This window comes from Jeotgalibacillus campisalis, from assembly GCF_000829515.1.
Taxonomy (GTDB): Bacteria; Bacillota; Bacilli; order Bacillales; family Jeotgalibacillaceae; genus Jeotgalibacillus; species Jeotgalibacillus campisalis.
Genome location: NZ_JXRR01000014.1, coordinates 354,145 through 369,032, shown reverse-complemented (window position 1 = coordinate 369,032; position 14,888 = coordinate 354,145). Strand labels below are relative to the sequence as shown.

At 40.6% G+C, this 14,888-nt stretch carries 17 protein-coding genes; all 17 read right to left on the bottom strand.

Features of this window, described 5'->3' with window-relative positions:
* Positions 1-43: 43 nt before the first annotated feature.
* The 17 genes from topA to KR50_RS08830 all read right to left on the bottom strand — a co-directional run bounded on the left by topA (position 44) and on the right by KR50_RS08830 (position 14,877).
* Positions 44-2,125 (bottom strand): type I DNA topoisomerase, encoded by a 2,082-nt coding sequence (gene topA / locus KR50_RS08910; protein WP_041057468.1) that lies wholly within the window; start codon positions 2,123-2,125, stop codon positions 44-46.
* Between the two features lie 257 nt (positions 2,126-2,382).
* Positions 2,383-3,255, bottom strand: coding sequence for a DNA-processing protein DprA (gene dprA / locus KR50_RS08905; RefSeq protein WP_041057466.1), 873 nt, complete (start codon positions 3,253-3,255; stop codon positions 2,383-2,385).
* 140 nt (positions 3,256-3,395) lie between these two features.
* Positions 3,396-4,298 (bottom strand): succinate--CoA ligase subunit alpha, encoded by a 903-nt coding sequence (gene sucD, locus KR50_RS08900; RefSeq protein WP_041057464.1) that lies wholly within the window; start codon positions 4,296-4,298, stop codon positions 3,396-3,398.
* Between the two features lie 18 nt (positions 4,299-4,316).
* Entirely contained in the window at positions 4,317-5,477 is a 1,161-nt protein-coding gene (gene sucC, locus KR50_RS08895) for an ADP-forming succinate--CoA ligase subunit beta (protein ID WP_041057463.1), read from the bottom strand.
* 107 nt (positions 5,478-5,584) lie between these two features.
* Positions 5,585-5,887, bottom strand: a complete 303-nt coding sequence (locus KR50_RS08890; RefSeq protein ID WP_041057462.1) for an EscU/YscU/HrcU family type III secretion system export apparatus switch protein — start codon at positions 5,885-5,887, stop codon at positions 5,585-5,587.
* Positions 5,884-7,776, bottom strand: coding sequence for a hypothetical protein (locus KR50_RS08885; protein WP_041057461.1), 1,893 nt, complete (start codon positions 7,774-7,776; stop codon positions 5,884-5,886). Before KR50_RS08885 ends, KR50_RS08890 begins: the two co-directional genes overlap by 4 nt.
* 12 nt (positions 7,777-7,788) lie before the next feature.
* On the bottom strand, positions 7,789-8,556 hold the full coding sequence (locus KR50_RS08880) for a ribonuclease HII (RefSeq protein WP_041057459.1): 768 nt from the start codon (positions 8,554-8,556) through the stop codon (positions 7,789-7,791).
* A 118-nt stretch (positions 8,557-8,674) separates the two neighbouring features.
* The gene (ylqF, locus tag KR50_RS08875; protein ID WP_041057458.1) at positions 8,675-9,550 is read right to left on the bottom strand and encodes a ribosome biogenesis GTPase YlqF; all 876 of its coding nucleotides are present in this window, start codon (positions 9,548-9,550) and stop codon (positions 8,675-8,677) included.
* Between the two features lie 116 nt (positions 9,551-9,666).
* On the bottom strand, positions 9,667-10,236 hold the full coding sequence (lepB, locus tag KR50_RS08870) for a signal peptidase I (protein ID WP_041057456.1): 570 nt from the start codon (positions 10,234-10,236) through the stop codon (positions 9,667-9,669).
* A gap of 135 nt (positions 10,237-10,371) precedes the next feature.
* The gene (gene rplS / locus KR50_RS08865) at positions 10,372-10,716 is read right to left on the bottom strand and encodes a 50S ribosomal protein L19 (protein ID WP_041057453.1); all 345 of its coding nucleotides are present in this window, start codon (positions 10,714-10,716) and stop codon (positions 10,372-10,374) included.
* A gap of 123 nt (positions 10,717-10,839) precedes the next feature.
* Complete coding sequence (gene trmD / locus KR50_RS08860) at positions 10,840-11,586, bottom strand: tRNA (guanosine(37)-N1)-methyltransferase TrmD (protein WP_041057452.1); 747 nt, start codon at positions 11,584-11,586, stop codon at positions 10,840-10,842.
* On the bottom strand, positions 11,583-12,101 hold the full coding sequence (gene rimM / locus KR50_RS08855) for a ribosome maturation factor RimM (protein WP_041057449.1): 519 nt from the start codon (positions 12,099-12,101) through the stop codon (positions 11,583-11,585). Before rimM ends, trmD begins: the two co-directional genes overlap by 4 nt.
* A gap of 1 nt (position 12,102) precedes the next feature.
* Positions 12,103-12,495, bottom strand: coding sequence for a YlqD family protein (locus KR50_RS08850; protein WP_041057446.1), 393 nt, complete (start codon positions 12,493-12,495; stop codon positions 12,103-12,105).
* A 56-nt stretch (positions 12,496-12,551) separates the two neighbouring features.
* Entirely contained in the window at positions 12,552-12,788 is a 237-nt protein-coding gene (locus tag KR50_RS08845; protein WP_041057443.1) for a KH domain-containing protein, read from the bottom strand.
* A 9-nt stretch (positions 12,789-12,797) separates the two neighbouring features.
* Positions 12,798-13,070 carry a 30S ribosomal protein S16 gene (gene rpsP / locus KR50_RS08840; protein WP_041057441.1) on the bottom strand — a complete coding sequence of 91 codons (273 nt, stop codon included), beginning with the start codon at positions 13,068-13,070 and terminating at the stop codon, positions 12,798-12,800.
* 109 nt (positions 13,071-13,179) lie between these two features.
* Entirely contained in the window at positions 13,180-14,529 is a 1,350-nt protein-coding gene (gene ffh, locus KR50_RS08835; protein ID WP_041057439.1) for a signal recognition particle protein, read from the bottom strand.
* A gap of 15 nt (positions 14,530-14,544) precedes the next feature.
* Positions 14,545-14,877, bottom strand: coding sequence for a putative DNA-binding protein (locus tag KR50_RS08830; RefSeq protein ID WP_041057437.1), 333 nt, complete (start codon positions 14,875-14,877; stop codon positions 14,545-14,547).
* Positions 14,878-14,888 lie beyond the last annotated feature (11 nt).

Genomic DNA, 14,888 nt, shown 5'->3' with positions numbered 1-14,888 from the left:
AGAAACAAGAGCCTGACAGTTTTAACCGTCAAGACCCTTTTAATCATTGCTGGTGTTCTTCTTTGTAATCACACGTTGAGCACTGTATTTGATTGCCCTTTTTAAGTTTTTTCTCGATCAGCATTTCATTGCACTTAGGACACGAACGGTCGATTGGTTTATCCCACGATAAAAATTCACAGGAAGGATAACGGTCACATCCATAAAATATTCTTTTCTTCTTACTCTTCCGCTCAATAACATTCCCTTCCTTACATACAGGGCATTTTACACCGATTTCTTTTACAATCGGTTTTGTGTTGCGGCAATCAGGGAAATTGCTGCAGGCCATAAACTTTCCATAGCGGCCCATTTTGATGACCATTGGATTTTGGCATTCTTCGCAATCTTCTCCGGCATATTCATCTTTGATTTCAATTTTCTCCATCTCTTTTTCAGCTTTATCAAGATGGACTTCAAAATCTTTATAAAATTCGTCTATAATTCTAACCCAACGGATCTGGCCGTCTTCTACGCTGTCTAAGTCTTTCTCCATTTTCGCTGTAAATTCAACATCAATGATCTCTGGAAAGAATTCAACAATTAATTCAAGAACGATTTCTCCAAGTTCAGTTGGAATGAACCGTTTATTGTCCAGTGAAACATATCCGCGTTTTTGAATGGTATCCAGCGTAGGGGCATACGTTGACGGCCTTCCTATACCAAGCTCTTCAAGCATTTTAACAAGTCTTGCTTCAGTGTATCGCGGGGGCGGCTGAGTAAAATGCTGCTTTGGATCAATGTTCTCAGATTTTGCATTTTCTCCTTCTTTTAAATCCGGAAGAAAATTTTCTTTTTCATCACTTTGATCATCATTTCCTTCGATATAAACCTTCATGAATCCCGGGAATTTTACTTTAGAACCGGTTGCGCGGAACTGAACTTCTCCGTTCATTAAGTCCACACTCATGGTATCCATAACAGCAGGAGCCATTTGGCTTGCGATAAACCTCTCCCATATAAGACGATACAACCGGTGCTGATCCCTGCTCAGGAAAGGTTTAACTGAAGCTGGTGTTCTCATGGCGCTTGTTGGGCGAATGGCCTCATGGGCATCCTGTGTTTTTCCGGATTTAGCCTTTTCTTTAGGAGGCGTTTGCTGAACAAATTTTTCTCCATATTCAGATTGAATCACGTCAATTGCTTCCTGTTTAGCTACATCTGAAATCCGCACTGAATCTGTTCGCATGTACGTAATCAAACCGACAGTTCCTTCTTTTTTACCTAATTCAATTCCTTCATAAAGCTGTTGAGCAAGCATCATTGTTTTTCTTGCTCGATAGTTTAACTTTCTTGCAGCTTCCTGTTGCAGTGAAGACGTAATAAAAGAAGGTGAAGGATTTCGTTTACGCTCTTTTTTTGTAACATTTGTTATTGAAAATTCATTTTCATTCAGTTGACTGAGCACCTGATTTACATCTTCTTCTGTTTCAAGCTTTTTTTTCTTTCCATTTAATCCATAAAAACTAGCTTGAAATGTTTCTTTCCCTTTTGTAAAGGCTGCGTCAATAGTCCAATATTCTTCAGGTTGGAAGTTTTTAATTTCGTTCTCTCTGTCGATGATTAATCGGACAGCAACCGATTGAACTCTTCCTGCACTCAGTCCTTTTTTAACCTTTTTCCAAAGTATAGGGCTGATGTTATATCCAACTAAACGATCAAGAATTCGTCGAGCCTGCTGGGCATCTACTCGGTCCATATCAATTTTCCTTGGATGCTTAAACGATTCTTTTATTGCATCTTTCGTTATTTCATTGAAAACGACCCTGCATTCTGAATCAAGATCTAAATCCAAACTGTGAGCAAGATGCCAGGCAATAGCTTCTCCTTCGCGATCCGGATCGGCTGCGAGATAGACTTTTTTAGCTTTCTTCGCAGCCGTTTTTAATTCTTTTAAGACGGGACCTTTTCCCCGTATTGTAATATATTTCGGCTCAAAATTATCTTTTACATCGACGCCCATCTGACTTTTTGGCAAGTCTCTTACGTGCCCCATCGATGCCCTTACTTTATATTTTTTTCCTAAATACCGCTCTATGGTTTTTGCTTTAGCGGGTGATTCCACAATTACTAAAAAATCAGCCATTCATAATCCTCCCCAGAGGTTTTCTCTTCATCATTATTTATGTGTAACTATATGTGCTATACTCATTTTTTGTCAATATAATTCAATTTTTAATTTCATTCTTTTATCAAGCATAAAGCCTGTATTCATGTGTATGAAACCGTTTTCTTTATTAAAAACCGATACCACTTTCTTCTTATGTCAAAGAAAGCGTCTGAAGCACAATGTAAACTATATTTTTTTAAAAAGCAACTATTTTAATACAAATGATTCAGAAATTACGGTATTTGCCACTCATTTATGATATCTGCCGCTTCAGTGACCGGGGATGCTCCCTGCTTGATTAAATGATTTGTACCACTAGATAGCTCACTGAAAATGGGTCCGGGTACAGCAAAGACATCCCTTCCTTCTTCAAGTGCTCTATCGACAGTAATCATCGAGCCGCTTTTAAGTGCTGCCTGCGTAACCAATATGCCTTTTGATATTCCTGAAATGATTCTGTTTCTCATAGGAAAGAAATGCTTTTGAGGTTTAAGATAGGGAGGATATTCTGTGACCAGCAGCTGTTTAGTGATCATTTGGGTATAGAGGTATTGATGGGAAGGAGGATAAATATGATTAAAACCGGAACCTAATACACCGATTGAATGTCCTTCAAGACTGAGCGTATGAGCCATTCCATCTGCACCCAACGCCATTCCGCTAATAATGCAAAAATTCCTTTCAATCAGCGGCGGCAGAATCTTCTTTAAACACAGCAGCGTATAACTGTCTGCTTTTCTTGCCCCTACAACCCCTAACGTATAAGGATGAGCTAATTTTCCAGCATCCCCCTTTAAATACAATACCGCAGGAGGATCATGTATTTCTTTTAATCTATCAGGATAGTCATCGTCTAAAATCGTCATAATTTTGAGTTGTTTATCCTGGTTCATTTGCTCGCACTCAACATTCATTTGACCGGATAAATATTGCTGAAGTTTCATTTTCTGATTGGGGGAAAGGTTTAGGGAGGGGAGAAAAAATTGATGATTATTGTTTGATATGGTGATGTCGGGGTCATTTTTTAACCATATTAAAAGCTGGCGGTTAGAAAGGATATGACTGTAATGAAGATAAATGAGTCTGCTTCTTGATCGGTTCAGCATATTTCCTCCTCTTTTATGCTATTGTGCTATTCCGCTATAAAAATAATAATACACAAATAGCCCCTGAATACGATACAGGAGCTATTTGATTTCGTACATTAAAAAAATCTGTCATTCAACCATGCGGCTTTTAAGCCGATTTAATGAGTTTTACATTTATCAAACAAATTTTGTTCTTTTAATACATTAATCAATGTTTCTCCCATAACAGAAGGCGTAGCTGCTACTTGAATACCGCATTCATTCATGACTTTAATTTTTTCTTCTGCTGTGCCTTTCCCTCCGGAAATAATTGCACCAGCGTGACCCATGCGTTTTCCCGGAGGCGCAGTAGCTCCCCCAATAAATCCGACAACAGGCTTCTTCATATTAGCTTTCACCCATTCAGCCGCTTCTTCTTCTGCCGTACCGCCAATTTCACCGATCATAATGACAGCATAAGTATCTTCGTCTTGGTTAAAAGCTTCAAGAGCGTCAATGAAGTTTGTGCCGTTGACAGGGTCTCCCCCTATCCCTACTGCTGTTGACTGGCCAATCCCAGCCTGTGAAAGCTGGTGAACAGCCTCATAAGTCAGTGTGCCGGAACGCGAGACCACTCCAACATGTCCTTTTGTGTGAATATAACCTGGCATGATGCCAATTTTACATTCGTCAGGAGTTATAACGCCTGGACAGTTAGGACCTACTAAACGGGTTTTTTTGCCTTCCATATACCTTTTCACTTTTACCATATCAATTACAGGGATATGCTCAGTAATGCAAATGGCCATATCAAGTTCAGCGTCAACTGCCTCTAAAATCGCATCCGCAGCAAAAGGAGCGGGAACGTAGATAACAGAAACGTTGGCTCCTGTTGCTTTTACAGCTGCTTCGACCGTGTTAAATACCGGTACTCCTTCTGCTTCTGTTCCGCCTTTTCCCGGCGTTACACCGGCAACAATTTTAGTGCCGTACTCAAGCATCTGCTTAGTATGGAAAAGGGCAGTTGCACCCGTGATTCCTTGAACTAATACTTTTGTATTCTTATCAATAAAAACACTCATTTATGCTCCCTGCCTTTCTTAGCCTACTAATTCCACGATTTTTTGTGCGCCGTCAGCCATAGTCTCGGCTGCTACAATATCCAACCCTGACTCGTTCAGGATCTTTTTGCCTAATTCTACATTGGTACCTTCTAAACGGACTACAAGCGGAACTTTAAGCTCAACTTGCTTTGCAGCTTCAACGACACCCTCAGCAATGATATCGCACTTCATGATTCCGCCAAATATATTAACGAATATGCCTTTAACGGCTGTATCAGAAAGAATAATTTTAAATGCTTCTGTTACTTTTTCCGCCGTCGCACCGCCCCCAACATCAAGGAAGTTTGCCGGGTCTCCGCCGTAATGCTTAATGATGTCCATAGTAGCCATTGCAAGTCCTGCACCATTTACCATGCAGCCGATATCTCCATTAAGCGAAATATAGCTTAAGTCATATTTTGATGCTTCAATTTCTTTAGGATCCTCTTCATCAAGATCGCGGAATTCCATAACATCTTTTTGACGGTAGAGAGCGTTTGCATCAAAATTGAGTTTTGCATCAAGCGCCATCACATTTCCGTCACCAGTTGTAACGAGCGGATTGATCTCTGCGATGGAACAGTCTTTTTCAATAAACATTTTATAAAGTCCCAGCATGAACTTAACTGTTTTGTTAACTAATTCTGTTGGAATATTGATATTAAATGCCACTCTTCGTGCTTGAAAAGCAGTCAGCCCGATTACAGGGTCGATCGTTTCACGGAAAATCTTCTCAGGAGTCGCTTCTGCTACTTCTTCAATTTCTGTTCCGCCTTCTTCAGAAGCCATAAGCGTTATGCGTGAAGTAGCGCGATCAAGAACCAGCCCTATATAATACTCGCTTTTAATATCACAGCCTTCTTCAATGAGAATTCGCTTAACTTCTTTACCTTCTGGGCCTGTTTGATGTGTAACAAGCGTTTTGCCGAGCAACTCTTTAGAATATGTACGCACATCGTCTAAGTTTTTAGCAATTTTGACACCGCCGGCCTTGCCTCTTCCTCCGGCATGAATCTGTGCCTTCACAACTGTAACAGCAGAGCCTAATTCTTTAGCTGCATCCACCGCTTCTTTTGGTGTAAATGCAACAAATCCGCGTGGAACGGATACCCCATATTTTCTGAGGAGTTCTTTGCCTTGATACTCATGGATATTCATGTTCCATCCTCCTATCAAACTCTTTTGAAAATAGACTGCGCTTTCATTGTAATAAATGACAGAGCAGGTGTCTACCATTTATGACAAAGTAGTGAAAAAACCGACAATCAATCTACTGCTCTTTCGGTATTTTCAGCTTGTTTTTGGTCAAGCCGGTATATAAATGCAAACACCTCTGCTACTGCCTGATATAAATCATCGGGAATGGCCTCGTTTAATTCTAATTGTCCGAGCAGTTCAACTAAGTTAGGATCTTCCTGAATCGGTATGTTGTGCTCTAAAGCTTTTTCAATAATGTTTTCCGCCGTAATACCTTTTCCTTTGCCTGTTATAACTGGGGCACCTGCAAGCTCTGCATTATATGTCATAGCTACCGCCTGTTTTCTGCTGTACACCGGTTCTTTTTTCATACTCTGATATCTACCCCCTCATAAAAACTGTTGATTTGCGCCACTTCAGGATTTATGGCCGGCGGCGATCCTTGTTTTGCAGATAAAAACTTTAAACTCGACAAATGGTAGTCAGCTTTTTCCAGACTGGATTTAAGTGAAGGTTTAAGCGTGTCACCAAGCTCGTGTAAGCCCTCTACGCGGGTATAAACTTCAACGGAAACAATTCTTTTTTGAACGTTCATATCGATAACTGTTTCCTTTAAATTTTCCAGATTGATATAAAATAAAACTCTGGCGTGGTCACTGTCCAGTCTGCCATCTTTTTGCTTTTTTGCGGTCCACTGCATCGTAATATCCGTTAGTTTGTTTTTAAAATGAAGGGGAAGCTGAAGAAAGATCTGGGCAGTTGTTCCAGATTCTGATGAAAGGATCTGCTGGCCATTTAGTCTGTTTGTTAGATGTTCTGCAGCTTCTTTCACAGATGATGATAAATGTGGATCTCTTAACAGCGTGATCAATTGCGGTTTTAAGCTTTCAGTGATCGCTTCTATTGATTGAGTGTATCCGGTCAGTCTGCTTTCGTAATCAATTCCGAGAAGAGAAATGGTCCCTTTGATCATATCCGCTATTTTTCCGCTTGAATGCATTGGATTGAATCTATTTTCCGCTTCTATTAAAACAGAACGCAGGAGATCATGAACATCCTTGACACTTGAACTCTGTGTATTCATTTTTAACCGGGAAGGATCTATGAATTGATCCTTTGGAATTAAATGAAGGTCTCTAAACACGAACGCTTTAGGTTCAAGTAGGGGTTTTTGAGAAATCTCCGTCATCGCCTGAATATCAACCATTCTTTCAAATAGTTGCTTAGGGGATATCAAACCATTTCCTTCACCGACTGTTTTCAATAAAGAAGCAAATTCATCCAGCCTCTTGATTACCTGATTTGAAATGTCCGCTGCTGACTTACCTATCAAGGTCAGTTGCGCTGCTTCTTTGGCGAGCTTCAAATACAGTTCTAAGTCATAGTGATTTTGCTGAACGTTGTTGTTTAACTGGGCGAAAGTCATTTTAAATGCATTCGCAGGGTCTGGCGCACTCAAATAAGCCTTCATAAGGCCCTCAGACCAATTAGATAGGGTGGCAGAGTGCGGTAAGGCCTCCAGCTGCTTTAAACTGTTTAAAGCGGCCTCCTTGCCAGATAAGGGGCTTGATGGTTTTGTTAGCAGGGCGAAAAGTTCTGCAGTCATTTGCCGCGCCATAAAGGACTGGATAGGCTGCTGAATTTTTTTTATCGTATTTAAAACCTGCAACGCTGCAGGGGACTGTTCACGGGACAGGTGTCCGAGTAAACGGTTCATTTCTGATTGAATAGATGAATCTGTCCCCTGAAGCCCTCTTTCATACGATGTAAATATCGCATCAGAAAAGGGCTGACTTTTTAACGTCATTAGCTTAATGATTGATAAGGCACGTTCTTTATCTGCTGATGCAGCAACCCATTCTGAAGCTTTAGCAAGTTGATCTTTCTTTAACGAGGGAGGGCCATTTGATAAATCTGGTGATGGGTGCCTGTTATCTTTGAAGGTGTTTAAAGAAAGATTTTTTGCATCTTCTGCCGGTTTATTGTTGTCGCCATTGATGTTTCTTTCATTTACCGGTTTTAATCCAACTTCCTTTCCTTCTTCAAAAACACGGAACCATCTTTTACTGCCCTCACTTATTTCAATAGGAAGATTTACTGTAATAGTTTGCCCCCCTATTCTCATTAAAGCTTTTTGCTCAGAAATCCTCTTCTCAACTAACCCCAGTACAACTTGTCCGTGCTTTAAAGTCAGAGGTTTTTGAGAATATAATTGGGAGGGACTGACTCCACTTCTTCCACTAGCTTTATTATGCTCCACTTCTGCACCTCTTTAGTTTTTTAAGGTCTTTACCGGGGCAAATGACATTCTGTGTTCTATGCATGGTCCGTGGCTTTGCAGACCCTCTAAATGCTCTCTTGTCCCGTACCCTGCATTTTTTTCAAATTTATAGTGAGGGTGCGATTTTGCAAGCTTCCCCATATAACGATCTCTTGTTACTTTTGCTACAACAGAAGCCGCTGCAATGGATATGCTTCTAGCATCTCCTTTTATAATAGACTCTTGAGGGATATTTGTTTCAAGCGCCATCGCATCAATGAGCAGCATTTGTGGTACAATGTCTAAATCTTCAATCGCTCTAGACATTGCCAGTTTGGTTGCCTGATAAATATTTACGTCATCTATTTCCTTAGCTTCTGCATACCCTATTCCGATCGAAACTGCCTTTTTTTGAATTTCTTCATATAAAAAACTTTTTCTGTTATCACTTAATTTCTTAGAATCATCTAAACCTGGAAGATAAAAAGTTTCAGGCAAAACAACTGCTGCCGCCACAACAGGCCCAGCAAGAGGTCCCCTGCCTACTTCGTCAATGCCTGCCACAATCGTGTAATTTTTCATTCTTGCTTCTTTTTCGAAGACTTGCATTTCAGTAAATTTTTTATGGAGTTCATGTTTTTTCTTCATTTTTAAATTAAAGGATTTTAATAACTTTGTTACTCCTTTGCGTGAATCTCTTTTCCATTCGTTGAGGCGCGGGTCATCATCTGTGTCTATTGAATTTAGTATTTGTTCAATTTCTTTAATTGACTGGGTCATTGAATTAACCATCCTTATATTGTTTATCGGCTATGTAAGAAAAAAGTAAAGACCCCGCTTCAGCAGGGCCTCGGGCCTTTTATAGATTTCATCTAGTCACTGGCTTATGTCGGGTCGTTTATTCATTGCTACTTTCAGCGGGACGTTCTAGTAGATCCAAGTCGAAAGTAATTGGACCAAATTGTACGTTTCTGACGTCTCTAACGATGACTTCAGCTGTCTTATCAAAGTCGATAATGCCGCCTCCCATTAAGCAGCCTCTTCTCTTGCCGATTGCTTCAAATAATTGAACAAGATCGTCTGGTATTTCTTCTATTTCATAGCGGCTTTTTAATCTGTCAGGATAATAGGTTTCTAAAAATCTCAAGGCATATGTTGCGATATCCTGAAGATTGAGCAGCGTATCTTTAATCGCCCCTGTGAGTGCGAGTCGATACCCTACTTCCGGATCTTCAAATTTCGGCCATAAGATACCGGGTGTGTCAAGAAGCTCCATTTCTTTCCCTACCTTGATCCATTGCTGGGCTTTGGTAACTCCGGGACGATTTCCCGTTTGTGCGATATTTTTCTTCACAAGACGATTGATAAGTGTTGACTTGCCAACGTTAGGGATTCCAACAATCATGGCCCTTACTGCTCTAGGCCGTATACCGCGGGATTCCATCCGGTCCCACTTTTCCTTTAATATTTCCATTGTAACTTTGTGAATGGCTTGAAGGCCTGTCCCTTTATCAGAATTGATGGCTAGGGCACGTATACCTTTTTGTTCAAAATACGTTATCCATTGATTCGTTTGGACAGGGTCTGCCATATCTGCTTTATTGATTAAAATAAGTCTTGGCTTTTGATTTATAATTTCATCAATCATAGGATTCCGCGATGAAATAGGGATTCTTGCGTCCACCAGTTCAAAAATAATATCGACTAGTTTTAATTTTTCAGTTACTTGCCGCCTTGCTTTTGCCATGTGGCCCGGAAACCATTGAATAGTCATTCTAACACTCCTGACTCGTTATCCCAGTCTCTGCTGTTTTTAACGATAACCAAATTTCTTGTATTTTAAAAAGGGGATTTGAGTTGCTGCTTGTCTATCGCAGCCAGTTGCTCTTTTTAGTTTTTATTTACGATTCGGACGTCATTCAACGGCCAGAATATAAAATTGGCATCGCCAACTATTTCGTTTATCTCTATTGTTCCTATATGTCTGCTGTCTTTGCTGTAGCGTCTATTGTCCCCTAGCACAAAAAGCTCTCCAGAAGGGACCGTTTTGTGCCCGGTAAGGTCTTCCAGCGTAAAATCACCGGTTAATATTTCTCCGTTCAATTCAAGCTTATAATTCTCAAGATATGGTTCGTCTACCGGCTCATCATTAACATACAGCTGATCATTTTTATAAGTAATTTCGTCACCGGGTAAACCAATCACTCTCTTTATATAGTCTGAATTTTCTTCTGTGTGAAAAACGATTACATCAAAACGTGACGGCTCAGATAGTGTATAGCTGAATTTGTTTACAATCATTCGATTTCCGTCGTGAAGCGTGGGCATCATGGAAAGACCTTCAACTACTATTGGAGTAAATAAAAAGAAACGAATGATTCCTGCAACAGCAACTGCTATGAGCAAAGCTTTTGCCCATTCCCACCACTCATTTTTACCGGTCAAATGTTCATCCTCCATCTATTTAATGATCTAAAACCGCTACTTTTATTGTAGCATAATTAATCGAATTTATCTGATGTAAACTGAGATTTGAAGATAGCTGAACTCATAAAAAAAGAAGCTTGCACAAGCAAGCTCCCTTTTAAAAAACAATTATCGAATTTCTTTAATGCGGGCCGCTTTACCACGCAGATTGCGTAGGTAGTAAAGTTTCGCACGGCGAACTTTACCGCGACGCACAACCTCAAGCTGGGCAATTTTAGGTGTGTGTACTGGGAATGTACGCTCAACTCCTACGCCGTAAGAGATCTTACGAACAGTAAACGTTTCACTTACTCCACCACCACGGCGTTTAATAACAACACCTTCATACACCTGAATACGCTCACGAGTTCCCTCAACAACCTTAACGTGTACTTTTACAGTATCGCCAGGCTTGAAAGTAGGAAGATCCGTTCGCAGCTGTTCTTGAGTAATTTCTTGAATTAAGTTATGCATCGATTTCAACTCCTTCCAACAGATGCTCTTGCCTCCATTGCTGTTGCAGCGGAACACCGTTTTCAATGGCCTGTTTACAAATGTAAACTTGGCACAAGATTTATAATAACATAGACCAGCTGTTCAATCAACATTCTTTTGATCTTTTTCAAAATGTTGAAGCCATTCTTTTTGCCGGCTGTTCAAATCAATTTCTTCCAGAAGATCCGGCCGTCTTTCCCAGGTTCTTCTTAACGATTCTTTCATTCGCCACTCTTCTATATTTGCGTGATTTCCTGAGGTTAGAACACCAGGAACTTCAAGTCCTCGATAAACGGCTGGCCGGGTATAATGAGGATGCTCTAAAAGACCGCTTGAAAACGAATCCTTTGCTGCAGACTCTGCATTGCCAAGTACTTCAGGAAGAAGCCGCACAATACTGTCGATTGCGACCATTGCACCGAGTTCTCCTCCAGTCAAAACAAAGTCCCCGATCGAGATCTCGTCTGTTACAAGATGCTCGCGAATCCGCTCATCATAGCCCTCATAATGGCCGCAAATAAATACAAGGTGCGGCTCATTTGAAAGTTCTTCTGCTTTCTTCTGAGTAAATCGTTCTCCCTGAGGACACATAAGAATAACTCTAGGCTTATCTTTATTTGAATCGGTAATGGCGTCTATCGCTTCAAAAACGGGTTCCGGCTTTAACACCATACCCGCTCCTCCGCCATAAGGATAATCATCTACTGATTTTTGCTTATGAGGAGAAAATTCCCTAAAATCAATCACATTTAAACGCACAGCATTTTTTTCCTGCGCTTTTTTTAAAATGGACTCTCCAAATACACCTTCAAACATTGCCGGAAATAAAGACAATACATCTATTTTCATTCCAGCAGCCCATCAATAACAGATATAACAATTTTTTTCGATGAAACATCAACTTTCTTTACTACTGATTCAATATAAGGAATTAGCAGTTCTTTTCCTTGAGGTGTTTGAATCACCCATACATCATTTGCCCCCGGTGAAAGTATTTCTTTTATTGTCCCGAGCTCCACCTGTTCATCTGTTACAACGCTGCATCCGACAATTTCGTGGTAATAGAATTCATTTTCATCAAGTGACGATAACTGTTCCTCTGAAACCTTCAGCATACCATCTTTAAATGCTTCTACATCATTAACGTTTTCGAAACCTTCAAATGTAAGAAGGTCAAAGTTCTTGTGCTTTCGATGGGTTTTGATGGTCAGTTCTTTAGGGTCATTCAGCGTTTCTTTAAACAAAAAAAGAACGTTTCCAGGCACATAGCGCTCATCCGGGAAGTCCGTTCTAGAAATGACACGCACTTCACCGCGTATGCCATGCGTATTAACAATTTTGCCTACATTAAACCAGGTTGTCATTTTACCACCTCTGCCGTATCTCTTTAACCATACCGTCTTCTAGAACAATGACCGGCTTTTGTTCCGGATGCCATATGCTGCCCTCATGCAATTCTACAACTGTATCTGTCTCCATCAATGTATATTCAGTTCCAAGCGGTGTTTCTTCAATCGATTTTAACTGAGTATTGATCGAGCGAACAAGCTGTTTTCTTTTATTAATTTCCTGCTGGATTTTTTGTTTAACAGCATCAGAAGATTGTTCAAACTGTTTTTCCAGCTTTTTCTGTTGGAAAACCAATTGGTCCATTTCTTTTTCAGCCCGTTTTATTTTTTCATTTAATGTTTGTTTGAGTCGGGATTTAGATGAATTTGTCATAATTTCTTTTATAATCGTTTTTTGAGTAACTTGCATGATTATTTCCCCCTAACAAATCTCTATATGGAAAAAGAGAGGACGGATCCTCCCTTTTATTTATCCACTATTTCAATTACGGTTCGCTTCTGCTGGTGTGTGGACACACCAGCAAAAGTGACTGTACGTATAGCTTTCGCAACTCTGCCTTGTTTGCCAATGACCTTCCCCATATCGTCCTTATGAACGAAAAGTCTGTACGTAATCAAACGGTCTGTTTCAGCTGTTTCAATCCGCACTGACTCCGGGTGAGCTACAAGAGGCTTGACAATCGTTTCGATAAGCTCTCTCATACGAGTCTCTTACTTACCGTGTTTAGCGTTATGGAATTTTTCCATAATGCCTTCATTTGATAATAGGTTACGTACTGTATCAGACGGCTTAGCACCGTTGCTCATCCACTTAAGAATTAAGTCTTCTTTAAGGTCAACGATTGCTGGGTCAGCAACCGGGTTGTACGTTCCAACTGTTTCAATGAAACGTCCGTCACGTGGTGAACGAGAATCTGCTACTACGATACGATAGAATGGGTTTTTGTTAGCTCCCATACGCTTTAAACGAATTTTTACTGCCATTTTAATTGCACCTCCGAATAGTTTCACACAAGATAGTATAATATCAAGGGTTTGTTCCTTTGTAAAGTCTTTTTTCTTAACACACTGTTTTTTTTATAAAAAACAGCAATTATTGCATAAATGGGAAGTTAAGTCCGCCCCGTTTTTTCCCTTTTTGCTGGGAATTAGTCATCTGTTTCATCATTTTTTTCATATCTTCAAATTGCTTTAGCAGACGGTTTACTTCTTGGATCGTTCTTCCGCTACCTTTAGCAATCCGTTTTCTGCGGCTGGCGTTAATGACTTCAGGCTGTTCTTTTTCTTTCATCGTCATGGATTTAATAATGGCTTCTACATGACCAAGCTGCTTTTCATCCACTTGAAGATTATCAATGCCCTTCATCTTGTTGGCACCAGGAATCATTTTAATTAGTTCATCAAGCGGACCCATTTGCTTTACTTGCCCCAGCTGCTCTAAAAAGTCATCGAGCGTAAATGAAGCGGTCCGGAGTTTTTTCTCCATTTCCTTCGCTTTTTCTTCATCTACGTTTGTCTGGGCTTTTTCAATTAATGACAGCATGTCACCCATCCCTAAGATCCTGGATGCCATACGTTCCGGGTGAAACGCTTCTAATGCATCCATTTTCTCGCCCATACCGACAAATTTAATCGGCTTTTGCGTTACAGAACGGATGGAAAGGGCAGCACCGCCTCGTGTATCTCCATCAAGCTTAGTTAATACGACACCGGTAACACCCAAAGCGTCATCGAAATTTTGAGCAACATTAACAGCATCTTGCCCGGTCATTGCATCTACAACCAAAAAGATCTCCTCAGGTGAAGACAAATCTTTGATTTGCTTTAATTCATCCATGAGCGTCTCGTCAATATGGAGCCGGCCTGCTGTATCAATTAAAACATAATCCTGATGATCTTCCTTCGCTTTCGCTATGCCCGCCTTAGCAATTTCCACAGGACTCACCTGGTCTCCCATTGAAAAAACTGGAAGGTCCAGCTGTTTGCCTATCGTTTCGAGCTGTTTAATAGCCGCTGGGCGATAGATATCTGCAGCTACAAGCAATGGTTTACGGTTATGTTTCTTCCGCAGGAGACTTGCCAATTTTCCGGCTGTCGTCGTTTTACCTGCCCCCTGCAACCCGACCATCATAATGACGGTTGGCGGCTTTTTCGCCACTGCAATTTGGCTTTGCTCACCGCCCATTAGTTCGGTTAACTCTTCCTTAACAACTTTGATAACTTGCTGTCCAGGCGTCAGGCTTTGCATTACTTCCTGACCTACTGCCCGCTCGCTGACTTTTTTTATAAAGGTTTTTACAACCTTAAAGTTAACATCAGCCTCTAAAAGAGCCAGACGGACTTCTCTCATCATTTCTTTAACGTCCGCTTCGTTTACTTTCCCTTTTCCACGGATTTTTTGTATGGAGCCTTGCAGCCGGTCGGCTAATCCTTCAAATGCCATAATCGTGCCGCCCCCCTATTCCAGTTTCTCGAGTGAATCAACAATTGAAAGTAAAGTAGATGTATCTGCCGGTTTATCCCCTGCAGCATCACGTAATTGGTCAATCATTTTCGCGCGCTTTTGAAATTTTTCAAAAAGCAGAAGCTTGGATTCATATTCCTCGAGCATTGCTTCTGTTCTTCGGATATTATCATAGACAGCCTGCCTGCTCACGTCATATTCATCTGCTATCTCTCCAAGAGAGTAATCATCGAGATAGTAAAGGGACATATAACTGCGCTGCTTTGCTGTTAACAACATCTGATAAAAATCAAATAAAAAATTTACTCGGGTCGTTTTAGCAAGCATACTTCACACTC

Bases quoted from the DNA above. Each gene is read 5' to 3' on its own strand.
- KR50_RS08890 (WP_041057462.1), bottom strand. From the start codon at position 5,887: ATGAAAAAAGAACCGGTGTACAGCAGAAAACAGGCGGTAGCTATGACA.
- ylqF (WP_041057458.1), bottom strand. From the start codon at position 9,550: ATGACTATTCAATGGTTTCCGGGCCACATGGCAAAAGCAAGGCGGCAA.
- rimM (WP_041057449.1), bottom strand. From the start codon at position 12,101: ATGACAACCTGGTTTAATGTAGGCAAAATTGTTAATACGCATGGCATA.
- KR50_RS08880 (WP_041057459.1), bottom strand. From the start codon at position 8,556: ATGACCCAGTCAATTAAAGAAATTGAACAAATACTAAATTCAATAGAC.
- sucC (WP_041057463.1), bottom strand. From the start codon at position 5,477: ATGAATATCCATGAGTATCAAGGCAAAGAACTCCTCAGAAAATATGGG.
- ffh (WP_041057439.1), bottom strand. From the start codon at position 14,529: ATGGCATTTGAAGGATTAGCCGACCGGCTGCAAGGCTCCATACAAAAA.
- KR50_RS08845 (WP_041057443.1), bottom strand. From the start codon at position 12,788: ATGAGAGAGCTTATCGAAACGATTGTCAAGCCTCTTGTAGCTCACCCG.
- dprA (WP_041057466.1), bottom strand. From the start codon at position 3,255: ATGCTGAACCGATCAAGAAGCAGACTCATTTATCTTCATTACAGTCAT.
- trmD (WP_041057452.1), bottom strand. From the start codon at position 11,586: ATGAAAATAGATGTATTGTCTTTATTTCCGGCAATGTTTGAAGGTGTA.
- topA (WP_041057468.1), bottom strand. From the start codon at position 2,125: ATGGCTGATTTTTTAGTAATTGTGGAATCACCCGCTAAAGCAAAAACC.
- sucD (WP_041057464.1), bottom strand. From the start codon at position 4,298: ATGAGTGTTTTTATTGATAAGAATACAAAAGTATTAGTTCAAGGAATC.
- rpsP (WP_041057441.1), bottom strand. From the start codon at position 13,070: ATGGCAGTAAAAATTCGTTTAAAGCGTATGGGAGCTAACAAAAACCCA.
- KR50_RS08850 (WP_041057446.1), bottom strand. From the start codon at position 12,495: ATGCAAGTTACTCAAAAAACGATTATAAAAGAAATTATGACAAATTCA.
- rplS (WP_041057453.1), bottom strand. From the start codon at position 10,716: ATGCATAACTTAATTCAAGAAATTACTCAAGAACAGCTGCGAACGGAT.
- lepB (WP_041057456.1), bottom strand. From the start codon at position 10,236: ATGGAGGATGAACATTTGACCGGTAAAAATGAGTGGTGGGAATGGGCA.
- KR50_RS08830 (WP_041057437.1), bottom strand. From the start codon at position 14,877: ATGCTTGCTAAAACGACCCGAGTAAATTTTTTATTTGATTTTTATCAG.